Source organism: Sphingopyxis sp. JAI128 (assembly GCF_014207235.1).
Lineage (GTDB): Bacteria > Pseudomonadota > Alphaproteobacteria > Sphingomonadales > Sphingomonadaceae > Sphingopyxis.
Map to the genome: position 1 here is coordinate 28,963 of NZ_JACHDA010000004.1, position 24,385 is coordinate 53,347.

Annotated in this window: 17 protein-coding genes; 11 read left to right on the forward strand and 6 right to left on the reverse strand. The window is 66.1% G+C overall.

The genetic code is table 11. The features are described 5' to 3' along the window. Window positions 1–80: 80 nt before the first annotated feature. From HDC35_RS10940 to HDC35_RS10950, 3 genes are read right to left on the reverse strand one after another with little or no spacing between them, the layout of a single operon-like run. Entirely contained in the window at window positions 81–1,481 is a 1,401-nt protein-coding gene (locus HDC35_RS10940; RefSeq protein ID WP_184646643.1) for an efflux transporter outer membrane subunit, read from the reverse strand. Next, on the reverse strand, window positions 1,478–4,678 hold the full coding sequence (locus HDC35_RS10945; protein ID WP_184646645.1) for an efflux RND transporter permease subunit: 3,201 nt from the start codon (window positions 4,676–4,678) through the stop codon (window positions 1,478–1,480). The genes HDC35_RS10940 and HDC35_RS10945 overlap by 4 nt, the downstream gene beginning before the upstream one ends. Window positions 4,679–4,684: 6 nt before the next feature. Further along, window positions 4,685–5,866 (reverse strand): efflux RND transporter periplasmic adaptor subunit, encoded by a 1,182-nt coding sequence (locus tag HDC35_RS10950; protein ID WP_184646647.1) that lies wholly within the window; start codon window positions 5,864–5,866, stop codon window positions 4,685–4,687. Window positions 5,867–6,225: 359 nt separating this feature from the next. On the opposite strand from HDC35_RS10950, the gene HDC35_RS10955 reads away from it, so the two are divergent. Together HDC35_RS10955 and HDC35_RS10960 are read left to right on the forward strand one after the other, a co-directional pair. Beyond that, window positions 6,226–8,838 carry a TonB-dependent receptor gene (locus HDC35_RS10955; protein ID WP_184646649.1) on the forward strand — a complete coding sequence of 871 codons (2,613 nt, stop codon included), beginning with the start codon at window positions 6,226–6,228 and terminating at the stop codon, window positions 8,836–8,838. Window positions 8,839–8,914: 76 nt separating this feature from the next. Next, a complete protein-coding gene (locus HDC35_RS10960; protein WP_184646651.1) occupies window positions 8,915–10,597 on the forward strand; it encodes a hypothetical protein in 1,683 nt (560 codons plus the stop codon). A 3-nt stretch (window positions 10,598–10,600) separates the two neighbouring features. Here HDC35_RS10960 and HDC35_RS10965 read toward each other — a convergent pair whose 3' ends face one another. After that, window positions 10,601–11,680: a LacI family DNA-binding transcriptional regulator gene (locus tag HDC35_RS10965; protein WP_184646653.1), complete on the reverse strand. Its 1,080-nt coding sequence runs from the start codon at window positions 11,678–11,680 to the stop codon at window positions 10,601–10,603. Between the two features lie 167 nt (window positions 11,681–11,847). Between HDC35_RS10965 and kduI the strand changes: the two genes are divergently transcribed. From kduI to HDC35_RS10980, 3 genes are all read left to right on the forward strand, one after another. Then, window positions 11,848–12,690: a 5-dehydro-4-deoxy-D-glucuronate isomerase gene (gene kduI / locus HDC35_RS10970; protein WP_184646655.1), complete on the forward strand. Its 843-nt coding sequence runs from the start codon at window positions 11,848–11,850 to the stop codon at window positions 12,688–12,690. A 94-nt stretch (window positions 12,691–12,784) separates the two neighbouring features. Beyond that, the gene (kduD, locus tag HDC35_RS10975) at window positions 12,785–13,537 is read left to right on the forward strand and encodes a 2-dehydro-3-deoxy-D-gluconate 5-dehydrogenase KduD (RefSeq protein ID WP_184646657.1); all 753 of its coding nucleotides are present in this window, start codon (window positions 12,785–12,787) and stop codon (window positions 13,535–13,537) included. Between the two features lie 44 nt (window positions 13,538–13,581). Further along, a complete protein-coding gene (locus HDC35_RS10980; protein WP_184646659.1) occupies window positions 13,582–14,595 on the forward strand; it encodes a sugar kinase in 1,014 nt (337 codons plus the stop codon). Between the two features lie 273 nt (window positions 14,596–14,868). Here the strand turns inward: HDC35_RS10980 and HDC35_RS10985 are convergent, their stop codons facing one another. Continuing rightward, window positions 14,869–16,365, reverse strand: a complete 1,497-nt coding sequence (locus tag HDC35_RS10985) for a UxaA family hydrolase (protein ID WP_184646661.1) — start codon at window positions 16,363–16,365, stop codon at window positions 14,869–14,871. A 109-nt stretch (window positions 16,366–16,474) separates the two neighbouring features. Between HDC35_RS10985 and HDC35_RS10990 the strand changes: the two genes are divergently transcribed. From HDC35_RS10990 to HDC35_RS11005, 4 genes are read left to right on the forward strand one after another with little or no spacing between them, the layout of a single operon-like run. Beyond that, a complete protein-coding gene (locus tag HDC35_RS10990; RefSeq protein WP_184646663.1) occupies window positions 16,475–17,257 on the forward strand; it encodes a 2-keto-4-pentenoate hydratase in 783 nt (260 codons plus the stop codon). Between the two features lie 20 nt (window positions 17,258–17,277). After that, window positions 17,278–18,585 carry an MFS transporter gene (locus tag HDC35_RS10995; protein ID WP_184646665.1) on the forward strand — a complete coding sequence of 436 codons (1,308 nt, stop codon included), beginning with the start codon at window positions 17,278–17,280 and terminating at the stop codon, window positions 18,583–18,585. A 3-nt stretch (window positions 18,586–18,588) separates the two neighbouring features. After that, entirely contained in the window at window positions 18,589–20,001 is a 1,413-nt protein-coding gene (uxaC, locus tag HDC35_RS11000; RefSeq protein WP_184646667.1) for a glucuronate isomerase, read from the forward strand. Then, the gene (locus HDC35_RS11005; protein WP_311770757.1) at window positions 19,998–21,317 is read left to right on the forward strand and encodes a mannitol dehydrogenase family protein; all 1,320 of its coding nucleotides are present in this window, start codon (window positions 19,998–20,000) and stop codon (window positions 21,315–21,317) included. Before uxaC ends, HDC35_RS11005 begins: the two co-directional genes overlap by 4 nt. Here HDC35_RS11005 and HDC35_RS11010 read toward each other — a convergent pair. Then, window positions 21,314–22,201 carry a LysR family transcriptional regulator gene (locus HDC35_RS11010; RefSeq protein WP_184647362.1) on the reverse strand — a complete coding sequence of 296 codons (888 nt, stop codon included), beginning with the start codon at window positions 22,199–22,201 and terminating at the stop codon, window positions 21,314–21,316. The genes HDC35_RS11005 and HDC35_RS11010 overlap by 4 nt on opposite strands. A gap of 97 nt (window positions 22,202–22,298) precedes the next feature. Here HDC35_RS11010 and HDC35_RS11015 point away from each other — a divergent pair, with 97 nt between their 5' ends. Further along, window positions 22,299–23,792, forward strand: coding sequence for a CoA-acylating methylmalonate-semialdehyde dehydrogenase (locus tag HDC35_RS11015; RefSeq protein WP_184646671.1), 1,494 nt, complete (start codon window positions 22,299–22,301; stop codon window positions 23,790–23,792). Window positions 23,793–23,857: 65 nt separating this feature from the next. Further along, window positions 23,858–24,367 (forward strand): hypothetical protein, encoded by a 510-nt coding sequence (locus HDC35_RS11020; RefSeq protein WP_184646673.1) that lies wholly within the window; start codon window positions 23,858–23,860, stop codon window positions 24,365–24,367. Window positions 24,368–24,385: the final 18 nt, after the last annotated feature.

Consider the following 24,385-nt stretch of genomic DNA (forward strand, 5'->3'; position numbering starts at 1 on the left):
GCCACAGCCCTATCGTCCCCGGACTTGATCCGGGTCCATTCTGCCGACGTCGCAATGGATGCCGACTCCGGTCCAGAAGGTTAGGGCGCTGCCGTTCCCGCGCTGCTGTCGCCGCCCAAGGCGCGGAACAAGGCGATTCGCGTGCTGACGAGCAGCAACTGCGTGCCGATCTCGCTCCGCCGCGCCGCATAGAGGCTGCGCTGGGCATCGAGGCTCGACAGGAAGCTGTCGACGCCGCCCCTGTAGCGCGCGTCGGCGAGCGTCGCGGTGTCGGCGGCGGCGTCGCTATTCGCCGCTGCGGCGCGTACGCGTTCGGAGATTGTGCCTTGCACCGCGAGCGCGTCGGCTACCTCGCGAAACGCCGTCTGGATCGCGCCTTCATAGCCCGCGAGCGCGGCATCGCGCTGCGCTTCGCTGATCGCAACCCCGGCGCGGCGCCCGCCGGCGTCGAAGATCGTCGCCGTCGCGTCGCCGCCCGCCGACCAGTTGAACGACCCGCGATCGAACAGGCTGGAGAGCGCATCGCTCGCGAAACCGAGCAAGCCGGTGAGCGAGATCGACGGAAAAAGCGCCGCGCGCGCGACGCCGATATCGGCGTTGGCGGCGCGCAGGGCATATTCGGCCTCGATCACGTCGGGACGGCGCAGCAATATTTCGGAGTTCACCCCGGCGGGCAGCGCGACGATCGCCGGCGTGACCTCGGCAAGACTCGCCGGCAGCAGCGCGCGGTCGACCTCGGCGCCGACGAGCAGGCGGATGAGATTTTCGTCCTGCGCGAGCGCGGTCTGCTGCTGCGCGATCGCATCCTCGGCGGTCGCGAGGATCTGCTCGGCCTGGCGCAGGTCGGTGCGCGGCGCGACGCCGCCGTCGAGCCGCGCTTTGGTCAGCCGCACGCTTTCGCGCGCGTTGGCGGCGGTATCCTCGGCGATCTTGAGCAGGTCGCGGTCTGCGCCATAGCTCGCCCAGGCGTCGGCGAGGCTGGCGATCAGCGCGACGCGCACGGTGCGCGTCGCCGCCTCGGTCGCGAGCGCGCGGTTGCGGTCGGCCTCGGTCGCATTGGCGAGGCGGCTGAACAAATCGAGTTCGAAGGCGGTGACACCGCCACGCAGCGAGAAATCGCCGCTGCCATTTCCATCGCCGCTACCGTCCGAATAGCCCGCGCCCGCCGTCACGCCGATTTCGGGAAATTGCCCCGATCGCGTGACGCGCACCTGCGCGCGCGCCGCGGCGACATTGGCATAGGCGGTGCGCAGGTCGCGATTGTTGGCAAGCGCCTGTTCGGTCAGCGCCTGAAGCCGTGGGTCGGTGAAAACGCTCTTATAGGAGAGGATCGGCAGCGCCGCCTCGTTCTGGAGCAGATAAGCGTCGCCGACGGGCCAGCTTTGCGGCACTGGCGGCGCCGGCAGCTCCGTCTTTGGCGCGAGCGAGCAGCCGCCGAGCGCGAACGCGCCGGCGAGGAGAAGCGTGCGAATGCGGGTCATGCCGGCACCTCGGCGGCGCCATCGTCCTTCTTCTTGCCGAAGCGCGCGCGCATTGCGGCGAGGCCGTCGCGCACGCCGCGGCGGACGAGGACAAAGAAGAGCGGGATGAAGAAGATCGCGAGGAAGGCGGCGGTGAGCATACCGCCGATCACCGACGTGCCGATCGCGACGCGGCTGTTCGCGCCCGCGCCGGTCGCGATCGCCAGCGGCAGAACCCCGAAAATGAAGGCAAAGCTCGTCATCAGGATCGGCCGCAGGCGGATCCGCGCCGCGTCGACTGCTGCCTCGATCACGCGCTTGCCCTTTTTCTCTTCCTGTTCGGCGAATTCGATCATCAGGATCGCATTTTTAGCGGCGAGCCCCATTGTCGTGAGCAGGCCGATCTGGAGATAAACGTCGTTTTCGAGCCCGCGCAGATTCACCGCGAACACCGCGCCGATCAACCCCAGCGGAATGACGCACAGCACCGCGAGCGGGATCGACCAGCTTTCATAGAGTGCGGCCAGGCAGAGGAAGATGACGAGCAGCGACAGGCCGTAGAGCAGGGGCGCCTGCCCCGACGAGAGGCGCTCCTGATAGGAAGAGCCCGACCAGGCGACGCTGGTTCCGGGGATTTCGCTTGCCATGCGCTCCATCTCGTCCATCGCCTCGCCCGAGCTGGTGCCCGCTGCGGGCTGGCCGGAGATTTCGAAGGCGGGCACGCCCTGAAAGCGCGAACTGCTGCTCGGCGTCGTCGACCAGCCGGTCCGCGCAAAGGCCGAGAAAGGCGACATTTCGCCATCGGCCGAACGGACGAACCATTGCCCGAGATCTTCGGGTTTGGAGCGATAGGGGGCATCGCCCTGCACATAGACGCGCTTGACGCGCCCCTTGTCGATGAAGTCGTTGACATATCGACCGCCCCACGCGGTCGCGAGCGTCGAATTCACGTCGGCATTGTCGATGCCATAGGCCGTCAGCCGCTGCGTATCGACGTCGATCTTCAGCGTCGCGACATCGGGCAGGTCGGACAGGCGCACCGACGTCAGCTTCGGATTGTCGTTCGCCATCGCGAGCAGGCGGTCGCGCGCCTTGGCGAATTCGGCGCGGTTCATTCCGCTGCGGTTCTGAAGCTGCATCGTGAAGCCCGACGAATCGCCGAGGCCGCGCACCGCGCCCGGGACGAGCGCAAAAATCTGCGCGTCGCGCAGACCGCTCAGTGCCTTGCGCGCCCGATCGACAATCGCATCGGCGGTATTTTCCCTGCCCGGCCGGTCATCCCAATGGGTGAGGTTCACATAGCCCTGGCCGGTATTCTGTCCCGCCGCCGCGCCGCCGCCGCCGCCCGCGATCAGGAACAGCGTCTGGATGTTCGCTTTCTCCTGCGTCAGCAGATATTTTTCGATCTCGTCGCGCACCTCGAGCGTGCGCGCCTGCGTCGCGCCGGCGGGCAGGCGGAACTGGACTGCGACGCGCCCCTGATCCTCGTTGGGCAGGAAACCGCCCGGCAGGCGCAGGAACAGGAACACGAGCGCGGCGAGCAGCAGCAGATAAAGGCCGAGGAAGAGCCATTTGCGGTCGACGACCTTGGTCACGCTGCCGACATAGCGGGAGACCGAATGGTCGAAGCGCGTGTTGAAGCCGTTTTTCGCGCGTTCGAGGAAGGCGCGGACGCGCGGAAAGCGCCCGCCGCCCGCTGCCCCCTCGGCGTGGCTCTTCGGCTTGAGCAGGGTCGACGTCAGCGCGGGGCTCAGGATCAGCGCGACGAGCACCGACAGCATCATCGCCGAAATGATGGTGACCGAGAATTGACGATAGATGACGCCGGTCGATCCGCCGAAAAAGGCCATCGGCAGGAACACCGCCGACAGCACGAGCGCGATCGCGATCAGCGCGACCTGCAATTCCTGCATCGACCGGATCGTCGCCTCGCGCGCCGACATGCCGGGATTTTCCTCCATCAATCGCTCGACATTCTCGACCACGACGATCGCATCGTCGACGAGCAGCCCGATCGCGAGCGTCAGCCCGAACAGCGTCAGCGTGTTGATGCTGAATCCCGCCATGTAGAAGATGCCGAAGGTGCCGAGCAGCACGACAGGCACCGCGATCGCGGGGATCAGCACCGCGCGCCAGCTTTGCAGGAAGACGAACATCACGAGGATGACGAGCAGGATCGCCTCGAACAGCGATTTCTGCACCTCGCTGACCGACAGCTTGATGAAGGCCGTGGAGTCGTTGGCATAGCTGTAGGTCAGGCCATCCGGGAAATTGGCGGCAAGTTCCTCCATCCGCGCCTTGACCCGGTCGGCGGTTTCGAGCGCGTCCGATCCCGGCGACAGCGAGATCGACATGCCGGCGCCCGGATGCCCGTTGATACGGACGATCGCGCTGTAATTTTCGGCGCCGATCTCCACCCGCGCGACATCCTTGATGCGCACCGTCGATCCGTCGGGCAGCGTCTTGAGGACGATATTCTCGAACTCTTCGACCGTCTGCATGCGCGACTGGGCGGTCACCGTCGCATTGAGCATCTGGCCTTCGGGCGCCGGCAGGCCGCCGACGTCGCCCGCCGCGACCTCGCTATTCTGTGCGCTGATCGCCGCGATCACATCGCCGGGCATCAGCGACACTGCGGTAAGACGCCGCGGGTCGAGCCAGATGCGCATCGCGTGCGGCGATCCGAACACATTGACCTCGCCGACGCCATCGACGCGCGACAGCGGGTCCTGGATGTTCGACGACAGGAAATCGGCGACGTCGGGGAAGGACCGGGTGTCGGTGGTGTCGTAGACGCCGACGAGCAGCAGCGTGTCCGAGTTCGACTTGGTGACGCGCACGCCCTGTTGCTGCACCTGTTGCGGCAGGCGCGAGATCGCCGACTGGATCTTGTTCTGTACCTGTACCTGCGCGATGTCGGGATCGGTGCCCTTTTCAAAGATTGCGGTGATGTTCGCCTGCCCGCGCGAACTCGATTGCGAACTGAAATAAAGGAGGCCGTCGATCCCCGTCAGCTGCTGCTCGAGCACCTGCGTGACGCTGTTCTCGATCGTTTCGGCCGACGCGCCGGGATAGCTCGCACGGATATTGACCTGCGCCGGCGCGATGTCGGGATATTGCTCGATCGGCAGCGAAAAGAGCGCGCCCGCGCCGCCGAGCATGACGATGATCGCCAGCACCCACGCAAAGATCGGCCGGTTGATGAAAAGGCGTGACATCGGGCGCTATTGGCCCTTCGTTTCGGCGCCGCCGCCCTTGGCGCGCACGCCTACCCGCTGCGCGCTGCTCGCGGGGACGGGCCGGATCGTCGCACCCTGCCGCAGGTTTCCGATTCCCTGGGTGATCACCCGCTCGCCGGGTTTCAGCCCGTCGGTGACGACCCAGTTCGCGCCCGAAGTGCGGTCGGCGACGATCTTGCGCCGCACCGCCTTGTCATCCTTGCCGACGAGATAGACGAAGGCCGAACCGTCGAAATCGCGCTGCACCGCCGCCTGCGGCAGCAGAATCGCCGACGGATTAACCGCCTGGTCGAACGTGGCGGTCACGAACATGCCGGGCAGCAACACGCCCTTGGGATTGGGAAAGCGCGCGCGCAGCGTCACCGTGCCGGTCGCTTCATTTACCGTGACGTCCGAAAACTGGACCGTTCCGGCGAAACCATAGGCGCTGCCGTCTTCGAGGCGCAGGCGCACCGACGCGCTGCCCGGCGCGACCCCGCCGCTTTCGATCGCCTGCCGCAGCGTGGTGAGTTCGGCGCTCGACTGCTGCATGTCGACATACATCGGATCGGTTTGCTGGATCACCGCGAGCGGCGTCGTCTGGCTCGCGGTGACCAGCCCGCCCGGCGTCACCAGCGAGCGCCCGATACGGCCGCTGATCGGCGCCGTGATCGTCGCAAAGCGCAAATTGATGCGTGCGGTTTCGAGCGCTGCGCCATTCTGCGCCACCGCGGCGCGCGCCATGCGCGCCTGCGCCAGCGCGTCGGTATAATCCTGCTCGGCGACCGCCTGCATCTTGGCGAGCGGTTCGAGGCGGCGGGCGCGTTCGTCGGCCGCCTGGGCGCTGGCGCGGGCGCTGGCGAGGTTGGCGGCCGCCTGATCGACCGCGGCTCGGTACAGGCTAGGGTCGATCTGATAGAGCGGCTGGCCGGCGCGGACGAAACCGCCTTCGGTGAACAGGCGACGGCGGACCAGGCCGTTCACCTGCGGACGGACTTCGCTGGTTTCGAAAGCGACGGTGCGGCCGCCGAGCGACGTGGTCAGCGGTGCCGGCTCGACCTTGACGATCACAAAGCCGACCTCGGGCGCGCCGCGTCCGTTCTTTTCTTCTTGGGCCGAGCACGCCGCTAGCGACAGGGCGATGGCGCACAGGGCTCCCGCGCGGAGCAGCGGCCTCTTGTCCAGCATAGGGGTCAATCTCGTTTCGGGTCGCAACGGAAGTGAGGATTTGTGCCTATTCAACCCATTGCTCCCGCGCTGGCAAGCCCAATGGATGCGTTGAGACAAATTGCGACACTTTTTTCGGAAAGGCGCAGGAAGGCGACCGCCAGGTGCAAGCCGTCATACCAATCGACAGTTGTCATACAATTATTGCTTGACATTGGATCGGTAGTTCCCGCATCATTCTTGACACCGGTTACCAGTGCCGGACAACGAAACAGAAAATGGGATGCGCGATCAACCGGGCCGTACCGGCCTGTCATCGGACGCATCTCCGTGGGAAATCGTGGCGGGCGGGAAATCCGGCGCCGGGTGGGAGGATGAAAATGGCTATTCAGATGGCGTGGGCGGTCCGCTCTTTGGCAAAGTTGGCGGGCGGAGCCTCGCTCGTGGCGTTGGCGGTGGCGCCCGCCTGTGCGCAGGACAGCGCGGTACCGGCCGAAGAGGATGCGATCATCGTCACCGGCATTCGCGCTTCGCTCGAACAGGCGGCAGATATCAAGCGCGAGGCCGACCAGGTGCTCGACGTCATCACTGCCGAGGATGTCGGCAAGTTGCCCGACGCCAATGTCGCCGAGGCGCTGCAGCGCGTCACCGGCGTCCAGATCACGCGCGTGTTCGGCGAAGGCCAGTCGGTATCGGTGCGCGGGCTTCAGCAGGTGCGCGTCGAGGTCGACGGCCGCACGCTTCTCGGCTGGTCGGCGCGCCTGTCGCCGCCCGAGAACGACCAGCTCGGCCGCTCGTCGGGGCTCGACTCGGTGCCGTCGAGCCTGTTCGGGCGCCTCGAAGTGCGCAAGTCGCCGCTCGCGAGCCAGGCCGAAGGCGGGCTCGGCGGCACGGTCAACCTCGTCACGCCGAAGCCGCTCTCGTTCAAGGAGCCGACGATCTCCGTGCGCGCGCAGGGCGTCTATTCGGAAAATTCGGAGAAGTTCGAGCCCGCGATCACCGGCTTTGCGACGACCAAGTTCGCCGACGGCCGCATCGGCGTCATGCTGGCGGGCGAATATCAGAAGCGCACATCGACGACGCAGGCGTTCGAACGCAACAACTTCCTCGACCGCAACTACACGGCCGGGGGGACCACGACGGTCCAGCAGACGCCGGTGCTGCTCCAATATGAACAGTTCACGGTCGACCGCTCGCGTCTCGGGCTCAACGGCGCAATCCAGTTCGAGGTGACGCCCGAGTTCACGCTCACGGCCGACGCGCTCTATTCAAAGCTCAAGACGGGCCGCCGCCAGGATTTCTTTGCTTTCCGCCTGCCCACCGGCGCAAATCCGGTCGGCAATGCCGTGGTCGACGATGGCATGGTCGTTGCGGGCAATGCGAACGGCACCGTCACCACCGCGGGGCAGATCCGCAACGAGCCGACCGAAAGCTATCTCTATGGCCTCAACGGCAGATATGAGAGCGACGGGCTGACGGTCGAGGCCGACGGCTATTACAGCAAGGGCACGATCGACCAGACGATCCAGATCCTCACGCTGCAAGGCACCGCGGCGGTGCCCGGCGCGTTCGACTTTCGCGACCAGACGATCCCGTCGCTGACGCTCGGCGGCACGTTCGACCCGACCGATTACGCGTCCTATAATCCCGCGAACAACGGCGTGCGCAGCAACCGCTTGCTCGGCCTGCTCGAAGAATGGACGGGCAAGCTCGACGTCAGCTACGAAACCGGCGCCGGTGTCACGATCGCCGCGGGTGTGCGCTATACCGATCTCCACGCGCGTTCGAACGCCTTCCGCAGTCAGGTCACCCCGACCCGCGAGGAAATCGAACCCTATCTGAAGCTGGTCGATGCGGGCGAATTCCTCTCGGACCTTCCCGGCACTTTCCCGCGCAGCTTTTTGAGCACCGCGCCGACCTTCGACTATGTCTTCACGCGCGCGCAGGCGGCCGAGCCCAACCCCGATCCCGACGGGCGCTCGACGCTGCTGCCCAATCTTCAACGCGACTATGATTTCAGCGAAAAGACGCTCGCGGGCTATCTGATGGTGTCGGGCGAGGGCGAGATCGCCGGAATTCCTTACAAGGCGAACGCCGGCGTGCGCATCGCATCGACCCGCCTGTCCGTCGACTCCTATGTCAATGTCGGTGCGGTCAGCACGCTGCGCAACGACAAGAACCGCTATACCAATGTGCTGCCAAGCGCGAACATCGCCTTCAACGTCACCGACGATTTCCTGATCCGCGTGTCGGGGTCGCAGACGATGCAGCGCGCGTCGATCGCCGATCTGGCGCCATCGACCTTTTTCAACGCGACCAATTTGTCGGTCACCGGCGGCAATGTGAATCTCGAACCGCCGATCGCGACACAGGCCGATATCAGCTTCGAATATTATATGGGGAAAAGCTCGCTGATCTCGGGCGCCGTCTTCTACAAGGACGTCAAGAATTTCATCGCGAGCTTCGTGACCAGCGGAACCGACACGACGCTCGACCCGCAGGGGCGCGAGCTCACTTTCTCGCGTCCCGAAAATCTGGCGAGCGCGAAGATCAAGGGGTTCGAGATCGGCATCCAGCAGTTCATGGACTTCCTGCCTTCGCCGCTCGACGGTTTCGGCGTGATCGCCAACTACACCTATTCGGATGCCGAGGATAATGCCGGCTTCCCGCTCGTCGCGGTGTCGAAGAACAGCTACAACCTCGTCGGCCTCTATGAAAAAGGTCCCTTTTCCGCGCGCATTGCCTATAATTATCGCGACGAGGCGGTGTTCGAATTTTCGCAGGGACGCCCGAGCTTCATCGGCGCGCGTTCGCAGCTCGACGCGCAGGTCGGGCTCGACATCACGAAGAATATCGCGCTGTCGCTGCAGGCGCAGAATCTGCTGCCCAGGAAATCGGCGACGAGCGAATACAGCAATTTCAACACGACCGCGCTCAACAGCTATGCCTTGTCCGAGCGGCGTTTCTCGGTCGGGGTGCGCGCGAAGTTCTAAAAAGGTCCCCGGCATGGTGGCGCACGGCCTTTTGCTGGTCGCGCCGCCATGCCACCGGGCGCAGGGAGTATGACGGGTGAAGGTTTCGGTTGATCGGCGCGCGCGCCTCGTTTCGGTTCTGGCGCTGGGCGCGGCGCTGATTTTGCCGGTTCAGGCGCAGCCGGCCAAATTGCCCAAAATTCTGTCGGACCCGGCGACGGCGGCGGCGAACCCGCTGCCCGATTTCAGTTATGCGGGCTATGGCTTCGGCCTTGCACCGCTTCCCGCCGATGCGGGCACGGTGATCGAGGTCACCGACCATGGCGCGATCCCCGACGACGGGCTCGACGATAGCAAAGCGGTGCTCCGCGCGCTTGCCGCCGCCAACGCGGTGAAGGGCAAGGTGACGCTGCGTTTTCCGAAGGGACGTACGCAGATCACCGAGGTGCTGCGCATCACGCGCAGCGACATCATTCTCGACGGCGCGGGCGACGGGCCGGGCGGCAGCGAGCTCTGGTTTCCGCGCCCGCTGAAGCTCGTCGACAAGAGCCACGATTATGACGAGCTGCGCGACTATCTCGTGCGCGAAAAGAAGCAGCAGATCGAGCCCGAGCATAATATCGACTATCTTTTCACCGAATATACCTGGGCGGGCGGGATGATCTATGTCGCGCCCGAGGGCAGCCGCCCGGTCTCGTATGACGGGGCGAAGGATGTCCGCGACCCGGTGCTCGCGGCCGGTGTCTCGGGCCGGCAGTTCGGCCGGACGTTGACGGTCGACGATGCGGCGAAGCTCAAGGTCGGCGAGGTCGTGCAGCTTCAGTGGTTTTCGGTCGACGGACCGAACAGCCAGATATTGAAGTCGCTCTATGGCGACACCGACCTGCCGATCGGATCGCACCACTGGACCTTCCCGGACCGGCCGGTGGTCGCGCAGGCAACGCGCGTCGTGGCGATCCGGGGCAAGACGGTGACGCTCGGCGATCCCCTGCTCCACGACGTCCGCGCCGACCAGCCCGCGGTGGTCGCCGACTGGCGGCATCTGACGAATGTCGGGATCCAGAAGCTGCGGCTGCAATTCCCCGAGGCGCCGGCGTTCGGCCATCACCTCGAACAGGGTTACAACGGCATCTACATGACCGGCGTGTTCGACGGCTGGATCCGGGATCTGACGATCGACCGGGCGGACAGCGGCATATTGACCGACAATGCGGCCAGCCTGACGATCGCCGGCATCAGGACGACGGGCGACCGCCGCGCGCATTATTCGGTGCATGTCGGCGCGGTCCACAATGTGCTGGTCAAGGATCTGAAGGTCGAAAATCCCGTCGTCCATCCGGTCAGCATCAACACGCGCTCGACGCGATCGGTGTTCCTGCGTGCGGTCGTCGACAAGGACGCGATCATCGACCAGCACAGCGGGTCGAACCACCAGAATCTGTTCGATCAGATCGAGATGCATATCGACCCCAGGCGGGGCAAGGACGGCTGGCATTACCAGCTGTGGGTCGGCGGCGGCGCGCCTTACTGGAAACCCGGGCACGGGCTCTACAATATGCTGTGGAACGCGAAGCTCGTGATGCCGGCGAGCGTGCCCGCCGATGCGACGGTCGCGATCACCAGCGGGCTCGAGGGCCCTGGCGAGCGGATCGTCGGGCTGCACGCGAACCGCAAGATCACGGTCAGCTACGATCCCGCGCCCTATATCGAGTGGACGGGGCAGGCGGTCGCCGCGGTGCCCTCGCTTTACGACTATCAACTCGCCCGCCGGCGGCGCTGAGGCTTAGCGTCCGGGCGGCGGCGCGACCGACTGGCGCGCGACGAAGGTCGAGGCGAGGACATTGCTTTCGTCGCCCGCCGCCTTGGCGCCGGGATCCAGAAAATCGGGGACCAGCATCTGTGCGGCGCGGATGGCCATCTCGCGAATCGGCCAGCGCACCGTGCTGAGCGCGGGCCAGATATGCGTCGCGGTCGGGCTGTCGTCGAAACCGATGATCGACAGTTCGCCGGGCACCTTGATGCCCTTGCCATGCGCGACGCTCATCACCCCCGCCGCCATCTCGTCGTTCGAGCAGAAGACGGCGGTCGGCGGCGTGGACAGCGAAAGCAGCGCTTCGCCCGCCTCGATCCCGGCGGTGTAGCGATAATTGCCCCGCGCGAAAAATTCGGCGGGAAGGTCGAGCCCGGCCTCGGCGAGCGCTGCGCGGAATCCCTCCTCGCGTTCGGCTGCCGAGCGGAAGCCGGCGGGACCGCGCACGAAGCCGATGCGGCGGTGGCCCAGCGCGACGAGCCCGCGCACCGCTTCGGCGACCACCTCGCGGTCGTTCGACGAGATGCAATGTTTCGCATCGTCCATCCGCGCGGAGCCGATGCGGACATAGCGCACGCCAAGATCCTCGCAGAGCGCGGCGAGATCGTCATTCTCCGAAAGCGGCGGCAACAGCATCGCGCCGATCGGGCGCTGTTTTTCGAGGAAGGTGCGGACATCGTCGAGCAGCTTGTCCGACCCGCGATCGACCGGGCGAACGAGCAGCGCGAGGTCGCTGTCCTTGATCGCGTCGAGCACGCCGCGCTGGAAGTTGAGCACCGTCTGCGCGTTGGGGTTGTCGTGCAGCAGCGCGATCAGGAAGTTGCGGCGAAAGGCGAGCGCGCGCGCCTGCGGATTGGGGACGAAGCCAAGCTGTTCGATTGCCTTTTCGACCGTCGCGCGCGTTTTCTCGGTCAGAAATTCGGACCGGTTGATGACCCGGCTGACGGTCTTTTTCGAAACTCCCGCCAGCGCCGCCACGTCGTTGATCGTCGGCTGCTTGCCCCCTGGCCCCCTGCCCGGCCCCCTACTCGGCCCCTTGTCCTGTGCCGCCATATTCCGTCTTTCCCCTGCAAGCCCTCGGCCGGGCTTGCGCTTTCCATGCTGATGGGCGCTCGATCGGTTAAAATCAACTGCCCGACGGGGGTGCCAACATCTCTTGACACCGGTTACCAGCAAATCTAGCAGGGCAGCAAGCCAGAAATATCGAGCGAGGATGCCCTATGTTTTCCAAGACCTATTACGCCACCCATCCCGCGATGATGGACGATGTATCGAACGCCGAACTGCGCGATCGCTACCTGATCCAGAACCTGTTCCGTACCGGCGAGTGCGTCCTCAACTACACGCACGCCGACCGGTTCGTGATCGGCGGCGTCGCCGTCGGCAACGCGCCGGTCAAGCTGCCGGTGCAGGCCGAGCCGCCGTCGGCCGCGGGACACCCTTTCCTCGAACGCCGCGAACTGGCGATCGTCAACGTCTCGGGCATCGAAGGCACCGTGACCGTCGACGGCGAGCGCTTCACGCTCGGGAACAAGGACTGCCTCTATGTGACGATGGGCGCGAAGGACGTCGAGTTCGCGGGCGAGGGGGCGCGCTATTATCTGGCGTCGTGCCCGGCGCACAAGGCGTTCGCGACGCGCAAGCTCGGCATCGCCGATGCGAATGCGCTCGACCGCGGCAGCCTCGCCGAATCGAACGAACGCACGATCTACCAGCTCGTCATCCCGGGCGTGTGCGACAGCGCGCAGCTCGTCATGGGGCTCACCGTGCTCAAGGAAGGCAGCGTGTGGAACACCATGCCCCCGCACATCCACGAACGCCGCAGCGAGATTTATTTCTATTTCGAGCTCGACAATATCGACACCGACCGCGTCATGCATTTCATGGGCGAAGGCGAAGCGACGCGCCATATCGTCATGCAGAATGAGGAAGCGGTGATCAGCCCGCCCTGGTCGATCCACATGGGCGCGGGCACCAAATCCTATGCCTTCATCTGGGCTATGGCGGGCGAAAATCAGGATTATACCGACATGAACGTCCTCGACATCTGCCAGCTGTCGTAATCCACTTATCGTCACCCCGGACTTGATCCGGGGTCCAGACGACATGGCGGAAATGGGAGGCCGGATCAAATCCGGCAGGGCGAAGGGTAAGAGGATGACGATGTTCGATCTCACAGGAAAAGTCGCGCTGGTCACCGGCGCCAACACCGGCATCGGACAGGGGATCGCGGTCGCGCTCGCCGAAGCGGGGGCCGATGTCGCCGCGGCGGGCCGCTCGGCAGCCGACGAGACCGTCGGCAGGGTCCGCGGGCTCGGACGGCGCGCCGAAAATTTCGCCGCCGACCTGTCGGGCGTCGGCGCGGTGCAGCCGCTCGTCGATGCGGTGCTCGCCGAGTTCGGCCGCATCGACATCCTCGTCAACAATGCCGGCATCATCCGCCGCGCCGATGCGGTCGACTTCACCGAGGAAGATTGGGACGCGGTGATGGACACCAATTTGAAGACGCTCTTCTTCCTCTGCCAGAGCGTGGGGCGTCACATGATCGCGCGCGGGTCGGGCAAGATCATCAACATCGCCTCGATGCTGACCTTTCAGGGCGGTATTCGCGTGCCGAGCTATACGGCGTCGAAATCGGGGGTCGGCGGGCTCACCAAGCTGCTCGCGAACGAATGGGCGGCGAAGGGCGTGCAGGTCAATGCGATCGCGCCCGGTTATATCGCGACAAACAACACCGCCGCGCTGCAATCGGACGAGACGCGCAACCGCCAGATCATGGAGCGCATCCCGGCGGGCCGTTGGGGCGATCCGGCCGATATCGGCGGCGCCGCGGTCTTCCTCGCTTCATCGGCGTCGGACTATGTGCAGGGCCATATCCTTGCCGTCGACGGCGGCTGGCTGGCGCGGTGACATAACGGATCGCCCTGCGCGACAGAGGGTGAGCAGAGAGTGAGATGACCGAAGGCCGCCTTGTCTTTTTCGGCGAACTGCTGATCCGCCTGACCGCGCCGGACAACGAGCTGCTGATGCAGTCGCCGGCGCTGTCGCTCCACGTCGGCGGTGCCGAGGCAAATGTCGCGATCGGACTCGCGCATCTGGGCCATGATTGCGCGATGATCGGCTGCGTTCCGGACAATGCGCTGGGCCGCGGGGCGGTGGCGGCGGTGCGCGGGGCGGGAGTCGACTGCGCGGCGGTGGCGCGCGGACCCGGGCGTATGGGCCTCTATTTCCTCAGTGTTGGTTCCGGGCTTCGCGCGTCGGAGATCGTCTATGACCGGGCGGGGTCGAGCTTCGCGGCGACGGGCCCGCAGGATTATGATTTCGCCCGGCTGCTCGCGGGCGCCGGCCTGCTGCACCTCTCCGGCATTACGCCCGCGCTCGGTCCGCGTTCGGCCGAAGCGGCGCTTGCCGCAGCGCGCGCGGCGAAGCGGCTCGGGGTGCCGGTCAGCTTCGACGGCAATTATCGCGCGATGCTGTGGGACGCGTGGGACAGCGACCCGCGCGCGGTCCTGGCGGACTTGATCGGCAGTGCCGATATCCTGTTCGGCAACCACCGCGACCTGTCGCTGGTGTTGGGGAAAGCGTTCAGCGGCGACGGCGAAGACCGGCGGCGCGAGGCAGCCGAGGCGGGTTTCGCCGCTTTCCCGGGCCTCCGGCTCATCGCCTCGACCGCGCGGCACACCGTCACCGCCGATCATCACCGCATCGCGGCGCGCGTCGACCTTCGCGATACCTGCCACCAGACTGCCGAGATCGACGTCACCGGCATCGTCGACCGGATCGGCGCGGGCGATGCCTTTGCCGCCGGGGTGCTCCACGCGCATCTCGCGGGCGGCGACGCCAGGGCGATGGCCGAAACGGGCCTGGCACTGACCTGTCTCAAACATTCGCTCCCGGGCGATGCGAGCCGTTTCGGGCAGGCCGATATCGATGCCTTGCATCGCGGGGGGCTCGATGTCCGGCGATAGGCTGGCGCGGGGGACCTTGCGGCCGCACGCGCGGCGGCGTCGGCGCGCGGCGCTGTCGTCACGGTCCACCGCCGGCTGAACGCGCCCGGGCGATCTGGACCGACGGGATCGAGGGGCGATGGAGCGATCCCGTCGATCTGGAGCTGCCGACCCATATCGGCCCCGGCCACGCGGACGGCGGAGACCGCGTGCGCCCGCCGGACGATGGCCTCGAGCCATCGGCGCCCCGCGAGCCTGTCGGTGATCCGCCTAAGGCGCTCGGCCGTCCCGAGCCTAGAGCGTCACGCCCGATTTCCAGATCGCGATATCGCGTTCCTCATTGGCCTCGGCCTTCGTCGGTGCGCCCGAGGCGGTGGCGGCGATCAGGTCGAGCAGCGCGTCCGCCGCGCTGTCGAATCCCGCGTCGAGAACCGCCCCGGCATCGAAATCGATCCATCCTGTCTTGCGCTCCGCCAGCGCACTGTTCGACGCAATTTTCAGCGTCGGCGCCGGAAAGCCCAGCGGCGTGCCGCGGCCGGTGGTGAACAGGATGATCGTCGCGCCTGCCGCGGCCAGCGCGGTCGAGGAGACGGCATCGTTGCCGGGCGCCTCCAGCAAGGTCAGGCCCGGCAGCGTGGCTTCACCGCCGTAGCGCCGGACATCGACGAGCGGCACCTTTCCGCCCTTTTGCACCGCGCCGAGCGATTTTTCCTCGAGCGTCGTGATCCCGCCCGCGATATTCCCCGGCGACGGATTCTCGCTCACCGGCTCGCCGTGACGGATGAAATATTGTTTGAAATCGCGAACCAGCGCGACGGTATCGTCGAACACGGCGCGCGACACGGCGCGATCCATCAACAATTGTTCGGCGCCGAAAATTTCGGGGATTTCGGTTAGCACCACCTTGCCGCCCGCCGCCGCGACGGCATCGGCCATGCGCCCGACCAGCGGGTTGGCGGTCAGCCCCGAGAGGCCGTCCGACCCCCCGCACTTCACGCCGAGGACGAGCTTCGACAGCGGCACGTCGCGGCGCGGCGCGTCGGCACAGCCCGCGATCAGCTCGTCGACCAGCGCAAGGCAGGCGGCCTCGTCATCCTCGACCGCCTGCGCCGACAGGGTACGGACAGATGCGCGGCGTTCGGCGGGGATCAGTTCGAGCAGCGCGCCGAGCTGGTTGCTTTCACACCCCAGCCCGACGATCAGAATGCCGCCGGCATTGGGATGCTGCGCGAGCGCCGCGAGCAGCGCGCGTGTATGGTCAAGGTCGTCGCCAAGCTGCGAGCAACCGAACGGGTGCTTGAAGGCGTGGACGCCATCGACGCGTCCCTTGTGACGCTCGCCCGCGATCCGCGCGACACGCGCGGCGAGATTGCCGACGCAGCCGACGGTCGGCAGGATCCAGATCTCGTTGCGCGTCCCGACGCGGCCGTCGGCGCGGACATATCCGCGAAAGCCTCTCGCGGGGTGTGCCTCCGGCCCGGCGTCGCAATCGGCCGGCGCGTAGCGATAATCGCCGCCACCGGTGAGCGCGGTCGCGAGATTATGGCTGTGAACATGGTCGCCGGGCGCGATGTCGGCAGTCGCGACGCCGATCGGGAAGCCATATTTGACCACCGCCGCGCCGCGCGCGATCGGCGCGAGCGCGATCTTGTGGCCGCGCCCCAGCGCCGTAGCGGCACGAACGCCGGAACGGGCGAACGGCGTATCGCCCGCCGCGATATCGACAACCGCGGTTGCGACATTGTCGGCCTGGTGGATGCGGATCGCATCGCCGCCGCGATCGCCGGTCATGGCCTTTCATCCTGCGAGAATGGGCGGAGATGGTCGCGGATCTGATATTCGCTTGCCTTTGACACCGGTGTCTCTTACACGCTGTCGGGGAAGAGGGAAACAAGAAAAGATGTTGGCGACAAGCGATCAGGAATATGTGGCGCGCGCATTGATCGACGCGCGTGCGACAAAGACACCGCTTACCGCCTATCCCGGCGCGATGCCGCAGACGATGGCAGAGGCCTATGCGATCCAGGACAAGGCGATCGCCTATGACGGCCGCCGCATCGGCGGATGGAAAGTCGGGCGAATCGCTCCCGACCTCGTCGATATTTATGGCGGCAATCGCCTGACCGGCCCGATTTTCGCCGACGAAATCGTCAATGGCGCGGCGCAGCCGGTGATGCCGGTCTATGCCGACGGCTTTGCCGCGGCCGAGGCCGAGGTGCTGCTCTGCTTCGGCGAGGTCGGCACGCGCGATTACGACATCGACAATGTGCGCGCGTGCATCGCCGACGTCCGCACGGGCATCGAGATCGCAAGTTCGCCCTTTCCCGGAATCAACCGCCACGGCCCCGCAGTCACCGCCTCGGATTATGGCAATAACAAGGGGCTCGTCCTCGGCCCGCCGATTCCCGGCTGGCAGCGCGCCGACCTGATCCATATGCCGGTCGAGATGGCGATCGACGGCGAAACCGTCGGCGCGGCGACGATGGAGGCCATGCTCGACGGCCCCTTCGGATCGGCGCTCTTCCTGATCGGCATATTGCGCGCGCGCGATATCGCCATCCCGCCGGGCACCTGGGTGTCGGCGGGCGCGATCACCGGCATTCACGAAATCGGGCCCGGCCAGCGGGCCGAGGCGTTGTTCGACGGAAAAATCCGCGTCGGCTGCTCGATCAAAAGCTACTAAAGCAAATACGGGAGAGGATTATGGCACAGGCATTCGCGGGCGGAGGGGCGGCACCGCCGGTGCCCAGAGCGGGTCGCTATCGCTGGCTGATCGTTGCGGTGCTGTTCGCGGCGACGACGATCAATTATATCGACCGCACCATGCTCGGGCTGCTCGCGCCGACGCTCGGCGACGAGCTCAAATGGACCGAGAACGACTATGGCAACATCGTCACCGCCTTCCAGTTCGCCTATGCGCTGGGCTTTTTGCTCATGGGTTGGCTGATCGACCGCTTCGGTCCCAAGATCGGCTACGGAATTGCCATCGCCATCTGGACGATCGGCCATGTCGCGCATGGTTTCGCCTCGTCGGTCATCTCCTTCATGCTCGCGCGCGTCATCCTCGGCGTCGGCGAGGCGGGGCATTTCCCTTCGGTCGTCCGTGCGTCGAGCGAATGGTTCCCGCAAAAGGAACGCTCCTACGCGATCGGCTGGGTCAACAGCGCGACGACGATCGGCGTCATCCTGACGGCGCCGACGGTTGCGCTGTGCATGCGCGTGCTCGGCTTCGACTGGCGCGAAACGTTCATCTACACCGGCGCCTTCGGCGTCCTGCTCCTGCTCCTCTGGCTCTGGCTGTACAGCAACCCCCGCGAAAGCGGAAAGGTCAGCGACGCCGAACTGGCATGGATCGAGCATGATCCGCCCGAACAGATCGAGCGCATCGGCTGGGGCGAGATCGTCACCAGGCGCGAGGCATGGGCCTTTGCGGTGGCCAAATTCCTGACCGACCCGGTGTGGTTCCTGATGCTCTTCTGGCTACCCAAATATTTCGCCTCGACCTATGACGTCGACCTCAAGATCGTGCTGCTGCCGATGATCATCATGTACTTGCTCTCCGACGCCGGCAGCATCCTCGGCGGCTGGGTGTCGTCGAAGCTGATCCAGTCGGGGCACAGCGTCAATTTCGCGCGCAAGGTCACGATGATCGGTTCGGGCCTGTGCGTGCTGCCGCTGCTGTTCGTCACCGGTCTTGCGAATATGTGGCTTGCGGTCGTGCTGATCGGCATCGCGCTGGCGGGACATCAGGCCTTCTCGTCGACGATCCTGTCGATCCCGCCCGACATGTTCCCCAAACGCGCGGTCGGCTCGGTGATTGGGCTCGGCGGCTTCATGGGCGGCGTCGGCGGCATGATCATGGCAAAATCGACGGGCCTCGTGCTCGACGCGACGGGCGGAAATTACACGCTCATCTTCGCCGCCTGCACGACCGTCTATTTCCTCGCCGTGCTGGCGGTTCACATCCTCAGCCCGCGTCTCGCGCCGGTCACCGTTGAAAGCCCGAAATAGCCTATGCCGCGTCCGTTGCATCTCTCCCCCGACCGCCTCTTTCCGTCCGATCCGGTGCAGCGCGACATTGCGCGCCGGCTTTACAGCGAGGTGGCGGATCTGCCGATCGTCAGCCCGCACGGGCATACCGATCCGGCGTGGTTCGCGGGCAATGCGCCCTTCGGCAATGCGGCGGAGCTGTTGCTGCATCCCGACCATTATGTGTTCCGGATGCTCTATTCGCAGGGGATCGAGCTCGACGCGCTGGGTATTCGGAACCGCGACGCCGACCCGCGCGAAAGCTGGCGGATCTTTGCGGAAAATTACCATCTCTTCCGCGGCACCCCGTCGCGCATGTGGATGGACTGGGTGTTCGCCGAGGCGTTCGGCTTCGACGTGCAATTCTCGGCCGAGACCTCGGACCTCTATTACGACCGCATTACCGAGGCGCTCGCGACCGATGCCTTCCGCCCGCGCGCGCTGTTCGACCGTTTCGGGATCGAGGTGATCGCGACGACCGAAAGCCCGCTCGACACGCTCGGCCATCATGCCGCGATCCGCGCGGCGAACGAAAGCGGCGAATGGGACGGACGCGTCGTCACCGCCTACCGCCCCGACCCGGTCGTCGATCCCGAGTTCGAAGGGTTTCGCGACAATCTGCGGCGTTTCTCCGAACTGTCGGGCGAGGATGCGTTCGGCTACGCCGGCTACCTTGCCGCGCATCGCAATCGCCGGGCCTTCTTCGCGGAAATGGGCGCGACCTCGACCGACCACGGCCACCCGAGCGCGGCGACCGCCGACCTGTCGGACGCCGAGGCCGACGCGTTGTTCGGCCGGGTTACGGGCGCCGATGTCAGCGCCGCCGACGCCGAGCTGTTCCGCGCGCATATGCTGACCGTGATGGCAGGAATGAGCCTCGACGATGGGCTGGTGATGCAGATCCATCCCGGCGCGTTCCGCAATCACAACCCCTGGCTGTTCGATCGTTATGGCCGCGACAAGGGCGCCGATATCCCGACGGCGACCGACTATGTCCACGCGCTGCGCCCGCTCCTCGGCAAATATGGTAACGCGGCGGGGCTGACGATCATTCTCTTTACATTGGACGAGACGAGCTATGCGCGCGAACTCGCGCCGCTTGCGGGCCATTATCCGGCATTGAAGCTCGGCCCCGCCTGGTGGTTCCACGACAGCCCCGAGGGGATGCGGCGGTTTCGCAGCCAGGTCACCGAGACCGCGGGCTTCTACAACACAGTCGGCTTCAACGACGACACCCGCGCCTTCCTCTCGATCCCCGCACGCCACGACGTCGCGCGCCGTATCGACTGCGGTTTTCTCGCGCAGTTGGTCGCCGAGCACCGGATGGAGGAATGGGAGGCCGCCGATCTGGCGACCGACCTCAGCTATCATCTCGCGAAAGCGGCCTACAAGCTGTGAGGCTTGCAAGCGAAACGCCAATCCCGCCATCGGTGCCGACTCCGGGATACGACCGCGCCGCGCAAGCGGCGGGCATCGTCCATATCGGCATCGGCGCCTTTCATCGCGCGCATCAGGCGGTCTACACCGACGACGCGATGAGCGCGGGCGACCGGGACTGGGGCATCGTCGGCGTGTCGCTGCGCTCGGGCGATGTCGCCGCGCAGCTGAACCCGCAGGACGGGTTGTACTCGGTAAGCACGCGCAGCGCGGGCGGGGCCGGGTTGCGTCTGGTCGGTGCAGTACAGCGGGTGCTCGTCGCGGCCGACCACCCCCAGGCGGTCATCGACGCCATCGCCGCGCCGACGACGCATATCGTCGGCTTCACGGTGACCGAGAAAGGCTATTTGCGCGGTCCGGACGGCGCGCTCGACCTTGGCGCGGCGAAGGGCGCGTCGAGCCTGTACCGTTTCGTCGGCGCGGGACTGGCTGCGCGCAAGGCGGCGGGCTTGCCGGGGCTGACCTTGCTCAGCTGCGACAATCTCGCGGGCAATGGTGCAGCGCTGAAGGCGCTGATGCGCCAATATCTTGCCGCCGAATATCCCGACCTCGCCCCCTGGTTCGACAGCGAATGCCGCTGCCCCGCGACGATGATCGACCGCATCGTCCCGGCCACGACCGAGACCGACCGGGCGGCGGTCGAGACGGCGCTCGGCGCGCGCGACGACGGCGCGGTGGTCACCGAAGCGTTCAGCCAATGGGTGATCGAGAATGATTTCGCCGGGCCGCGCCCGCGCTGGGAAAAGGTCGGCGCCGAACTTGTTGCCGACGTCGCCCCCTATGAAACCGCAAAGCTGCGCATGCTCAACGGGGCGCATTCGGCGCTTGCCTATATCGGTCTTGGAAAGGGGCACGACTATGTTCATCAGGCGATCGCCGATCCCGCTATCCGTCCGGTCATCGAACGGCTGATGCGCGCTGAAGCCGCGCCGACGATCGACGCCGCGCCGGGGCAGGATCTGTCGGCCTATGCCGATGCGCTGCTCGACCGCTTCGCCAACCCCGCGCTCCATCACCGGCTGATCCAGATCGCGATGGACGGCAGTCAGAAAATCCCGCAGCGCTGGCTCGAAACATTGGCCTGGCATCAGGAACGCGGACAACATTGTCCGTCGATCGAAGCCGCGATCGCGGCATGGATCGCCTTCCTGCGGAGCGACCAGCCGGTCGACGATCCGCTCGCCGACAAGCTGCGGGCCGCAGCAGCAGGCCCTTACGCGATCGAGCGGATTTTCGGCGACGGCGGGCTGGTCGCCTCGGCGTGGCGTCCGGCCTAGGCCGGCACCAGCAATCCCCGGCTCTCCCTTACCTCGCCGTCCAGCCATTCGATAAACGCCCGGATGCGCGGTTGCGGTGCGACGTCGCGGTGGAGCGCGAGCCAGAAAGCGCGCGCGATGATCTGGTCGGGCCGTACGCGGACCAGCCCCGGATCGCCGCTCGCGAGGAAGCAGGGGAGCACGCCGACCCCCGCGCCCCCCGCGATCATCCGCCGCTGCGCGAGGATCGAGGACGAGCGGACGTTGGCGCGGAGGCCGGGTTCGATCTCGCCCAGATAATCGAGTTCGGGGGCATAGAGGATGTCGGGCATATAGCCGATCACCGGGATGCCCGCGCGCGACAGCGGTGCGGCGGCGACCGCATGCTGCCAGTCGGACCGGTCGGCGGGGGCATAGAGGCCAAGGCTATAGTCGGACAGCTTGCGCGTGATCAGCGGACCCTTGCGCGGCCGCGCGAGCAGCACCGCCATGTCGGCCTCGCGCCGTGAAGGATTGAGGAACCCCGACGAGGCGACAAGATCGATCTCGAGTTCGGGGTGCGCCGCGACGAACTTGCCGAGCCGCGGCGCGATAAAACTGTTGCCGAAGCCTTCGGACACGCTGACGCGGAGCTGGCCGGACAGCGCGGACCCGCCTTCGGACGCCGTATGGATGCGCGCCGCCGCCGCCGCCATCGCTTCGGCGTGCGGAACGAGCGCCCGGCCCGCCGCGGTCAGAACGAAACCCGTCGGTGCGCGTTCGAACAAGGTCTGCTGGAGCGCGGATTCGAGTGCGCTGATCCGACGGCTCACCGTCGTGGCGTCGACATGCAGCGCCGCGCCGGCGCGCGCGAGCGTGCCGTGGCGCGCGACGAACAGGAAATATTGCAGCTTGTCCCAATCCATATACTGCAAATATGCAGTATAGGTCTGCAAGTCTATCCCTTGCAATCGCCCCGCAACTCGGCTGTGGCAGCGGCAACATCTTATGGGAGACTCGGATATGCGACAGATCGACCACCACATCGTCGGCGGTGCCGGCGGCAGCGGTCGCAAGAGCGACATTTTCGATCCGAACAACGGCGGCGTGCAGGCGCAGGTTGCGCTCGGGGACCGCGCCGTCCTCGATCGCGCCGTCGCCGCCGCCAAGGCCGCGCAGCCCGCCTGGGCCGCGACCAATCCACAGCGCCGCGCGCGCGTGATGTTCGAATTCAAGCGGCTCGTCGAAGCCAATATGAACCAGCTCGCCGAAATGCTCTCGTCCGAACATGGCAAGGTGATCGCCGACTCGAAGGGCGACATCCAGCGCGGCCTCGAAGTCATCGAATTCTGCTGCGGCATCCCGCATGTGCTGAAGGGCGAATATACGCAGGGCGCCGGCCCTGGCATCGACGTCTATTCGATGCGCCAGCCGGTCGGCATCGGCGCCGGCATCACCCCGTTCAACTTCCCCGCGATGATCCCGCTGTGGATGGGCGGCGTCGCGACCGCCGTCGGCAACGCCTTCATCCTCAAACCCAGCGAACGCGACCCCTCGGTCCCCGTGCGGCTGTCGGAACTGTTCCTCGAAGCGGGAATGCCCGAGGGGATTTTCCAGACCGTCCTTGGCGACAAGGAAATGGTCGACGCGATCCTCGACCATCCCGATATCGGCGCGGTCAGCTTCGTCGGTTCGTCGGACATCGCGCATTATGTCTACAACCGCGGCGTCGCGAACGGCAAGCGCGTGCAGGCGATGGGCGGCGCAAAGAACCACGGCATCGTCATGCCCGACGCCGATCTTGACCAGGTCGTTAATGATCTGACCGGCGCGGCATTCGGTTCGGCGGGCGAACGCTGTATGGCGCTGCCCGTCGTCGTCCCCGTTGGCGAGGACACCGCGAACCGCCTGCGCGAAAAACTCGTCCCCGCGATCGAGGCGCTGCGCGTCGGCGTGTCGACCGATGCCGAGGCGCATTACGGCCCGGTGGTGACGCAGGCGCACAAGGACAAGGTCGAAGGCTGGATCCGGAAATGTGCGGAAGAAGGTGCCGAGCTGGTGGTCGACGGCCGCGGCTTCACGCTGCAGGGGCATGAAAAGGGCTTTTTCGTCGGCCCGACCCTGTTCGATCATGTCACCCCCGACATGGAAAGCTACAAGGAGGAAATCTTCGGCCCCGTGCTCCAGATCGTCCGCGCGCCCGATTTCGAAACCGCGCTCGAACTGCCCTCGAAGCATCAGTACGGCAACGGCGTCGCGATCTTCACGCGCAACGGCCACGCCGCGCGCGAATTTGCCGCGCGCGTCAATGTCGGCATGGTCGGCATCAACGTGCCGATCCCGGTCCCGGTCGCTTATCACACATTCGGCGGCTGGAAGCGGTCGGCGTTCGGCGATACGAACCAGCATGGCATGGAAGGCGTGAAATTCTGGACGAAGGTCAAGACCGTCACCGCGCGCTGGCCCGACGGCTCGCTGGACGGCGGCAACGCCTTCGTCATCCCGACGATGGGCTGATGGGCAAGCGGCCGATGAAACCCATGCGCCGCGTCGAACATTTCTCCTCGCGAAGGAGAAAGACGATGATGCGATGGACGGTGCCGGCCGCCCTGTTGACGCTCGCCGCGTGCAGCGGGGGGCAGGATGACGAATCGGGCCCCGAGGCCAGCTCGACCATCGGCACGCCGCAACAGGCCGCGCGCCCCGCGCCCGCCGACGCGCCCGCGACCGACGAAGCCCCGGCGCCGACGGGGGCCGACGCCGATGTCGACGAAAAAACCATCCCCGCGGCGATCCGCGGTCGCTGGGCGCTCGATCCGGCCGATTGCTCGAAGCGTCCGGGAACCGATCTCACCGTCCTGACGGTCGAGGCGGCCGACCTGCGCTTTCATGAATCGCACGGTGAGCTGAAGCGCGTAGGCGAAAGCCAAGCGCGCCATATCGTCGCCGATTTCCGGTTCAGCGGCGAGGGCGAGGAGTGGGACCGCCGGATGCGGCTCGATCTCGCCGACGGCGGCAAGACGCTCGTGCGCCGCGATATGGGCGAGGGTGCCGCGGCGGGTGCGATACGCTATACGCGCTGTGCCGGATGACGGCTTTATGAAAGGGAG

What these genes read in the sequence shown, in the direction of transcription:
- HDC35_RS10940 (WP_184646643.1), bottom strand. Translation starts at nt 1,481, where the DNA reads ATGACCCGCATTCGCACGCTTCTCCTCGCCGGCGCGTTCGCGCTCGGC.
- HDC35_RS10945 (WP_184646645.1), bottom strand. Translation starts at nt 4,678, where the DNA reads ATGTCACGCCTTTTCATCAACCGGCCGATCTTTGCGTGGGTGCTGGCG.
- HDC35_RS10950 (WP_184646647.1), bottom strand. Translation starts at nt 5,866, where the DNA reads ATGCTGGACAAGAGGCCGCTGCTCCGCGCGGGAGCCCTGTGCGCCATC.
- HDC35_RS10955 (WP_184646649.1), top strand. Translation starts at nt 6,226, where the DNA reads ATGGCTATTCAGATGGCGTGGGCGGTCCGCTCTTTGGCAAAGTTGGCG.
- HDC35_RS10965 (WP_184646653.1), bottom strand. Translation starts at nt 11,680, where the DNA reads ATGGCGGCACAGGACAAGGGGCCGAGTAGGGGGCCGGGCAGGGGGCCA.
- kduI (WP_184646655.1), top strand. Translation starts at nt 11,848, where the DNA reads ATGTTTTCCAAGACCTATTACGCCACCCATCCCGCGATGATGGACGAT.
- kduD (WP_184646657.1), top strand. Translation starts at nt 12,785, where the DNA reads ATGACGATGTTCGATCTCACAGGAAAAGTCGCGCTGGTCACCGGCGCC.
- HDC35_RS10980 (WP_184646659.1), top strand. Translation starts at nt 13,582, where the DNA reads ATGACCGAAGGCCGCCTTGTCTTTTTCGGCGAACTGCTGATCCGCCTG.
- HDC35_RS10985 (WP_184646661.1), bottom strand. Translation starts at nt 16,365, where the DNA reads ATGACCGGCGATCGCGGCGGCGATGCGATCCGCATCCACCAGGCCGAC.
- HDC35_RS10990 (WP_184646663.1), top strand. Translation starts at nt 16,475, where the DNA reads ATGTTGGCGACAAGCGATCAGGAATATGTGGCGCGCGCATTGATCGAC.
- HDC35_RS10995 (WP_184646665.1), top strand. Translation starts at nt 17,278, where the DNA reads ATGGCACAGGCATTCGCGGGCGGAGGGGCGGCACCGCCGGTGCCCAGA.
- uxaC (WP_184646667.1), top strand. Translation starts at nt 18,589, where the DNA reads ATGCCGCGTCCGTTGCATCTCTCCCCCGACCGCCTCTTTCCGTCCGAT.
- HDC35_RS11010 (WP_184647362.1), bottom strand. Translation starts at nt 22,201, where the DNA reads ATGGATTGGGACAAGCTGCAATATTTCCTGTTCGTCGCGCGCCACGGC.
- HDC35_RS11015 (WP_184646671.1), top strand. Translation starts at nt 22,299, where the DNA reads ATGCGACAGATCGACCACCACATCGTCGGCGGTGCCGGCGGCAGCGGT.
- HDC35_RS11020 (WP_184646673.1), top strand. Translation starts at nt 23,858, where the DNA reads ATGATGCGATGGACGGTGCCGGCCGCCCTGTTGACGCTCGCCGCGTGC.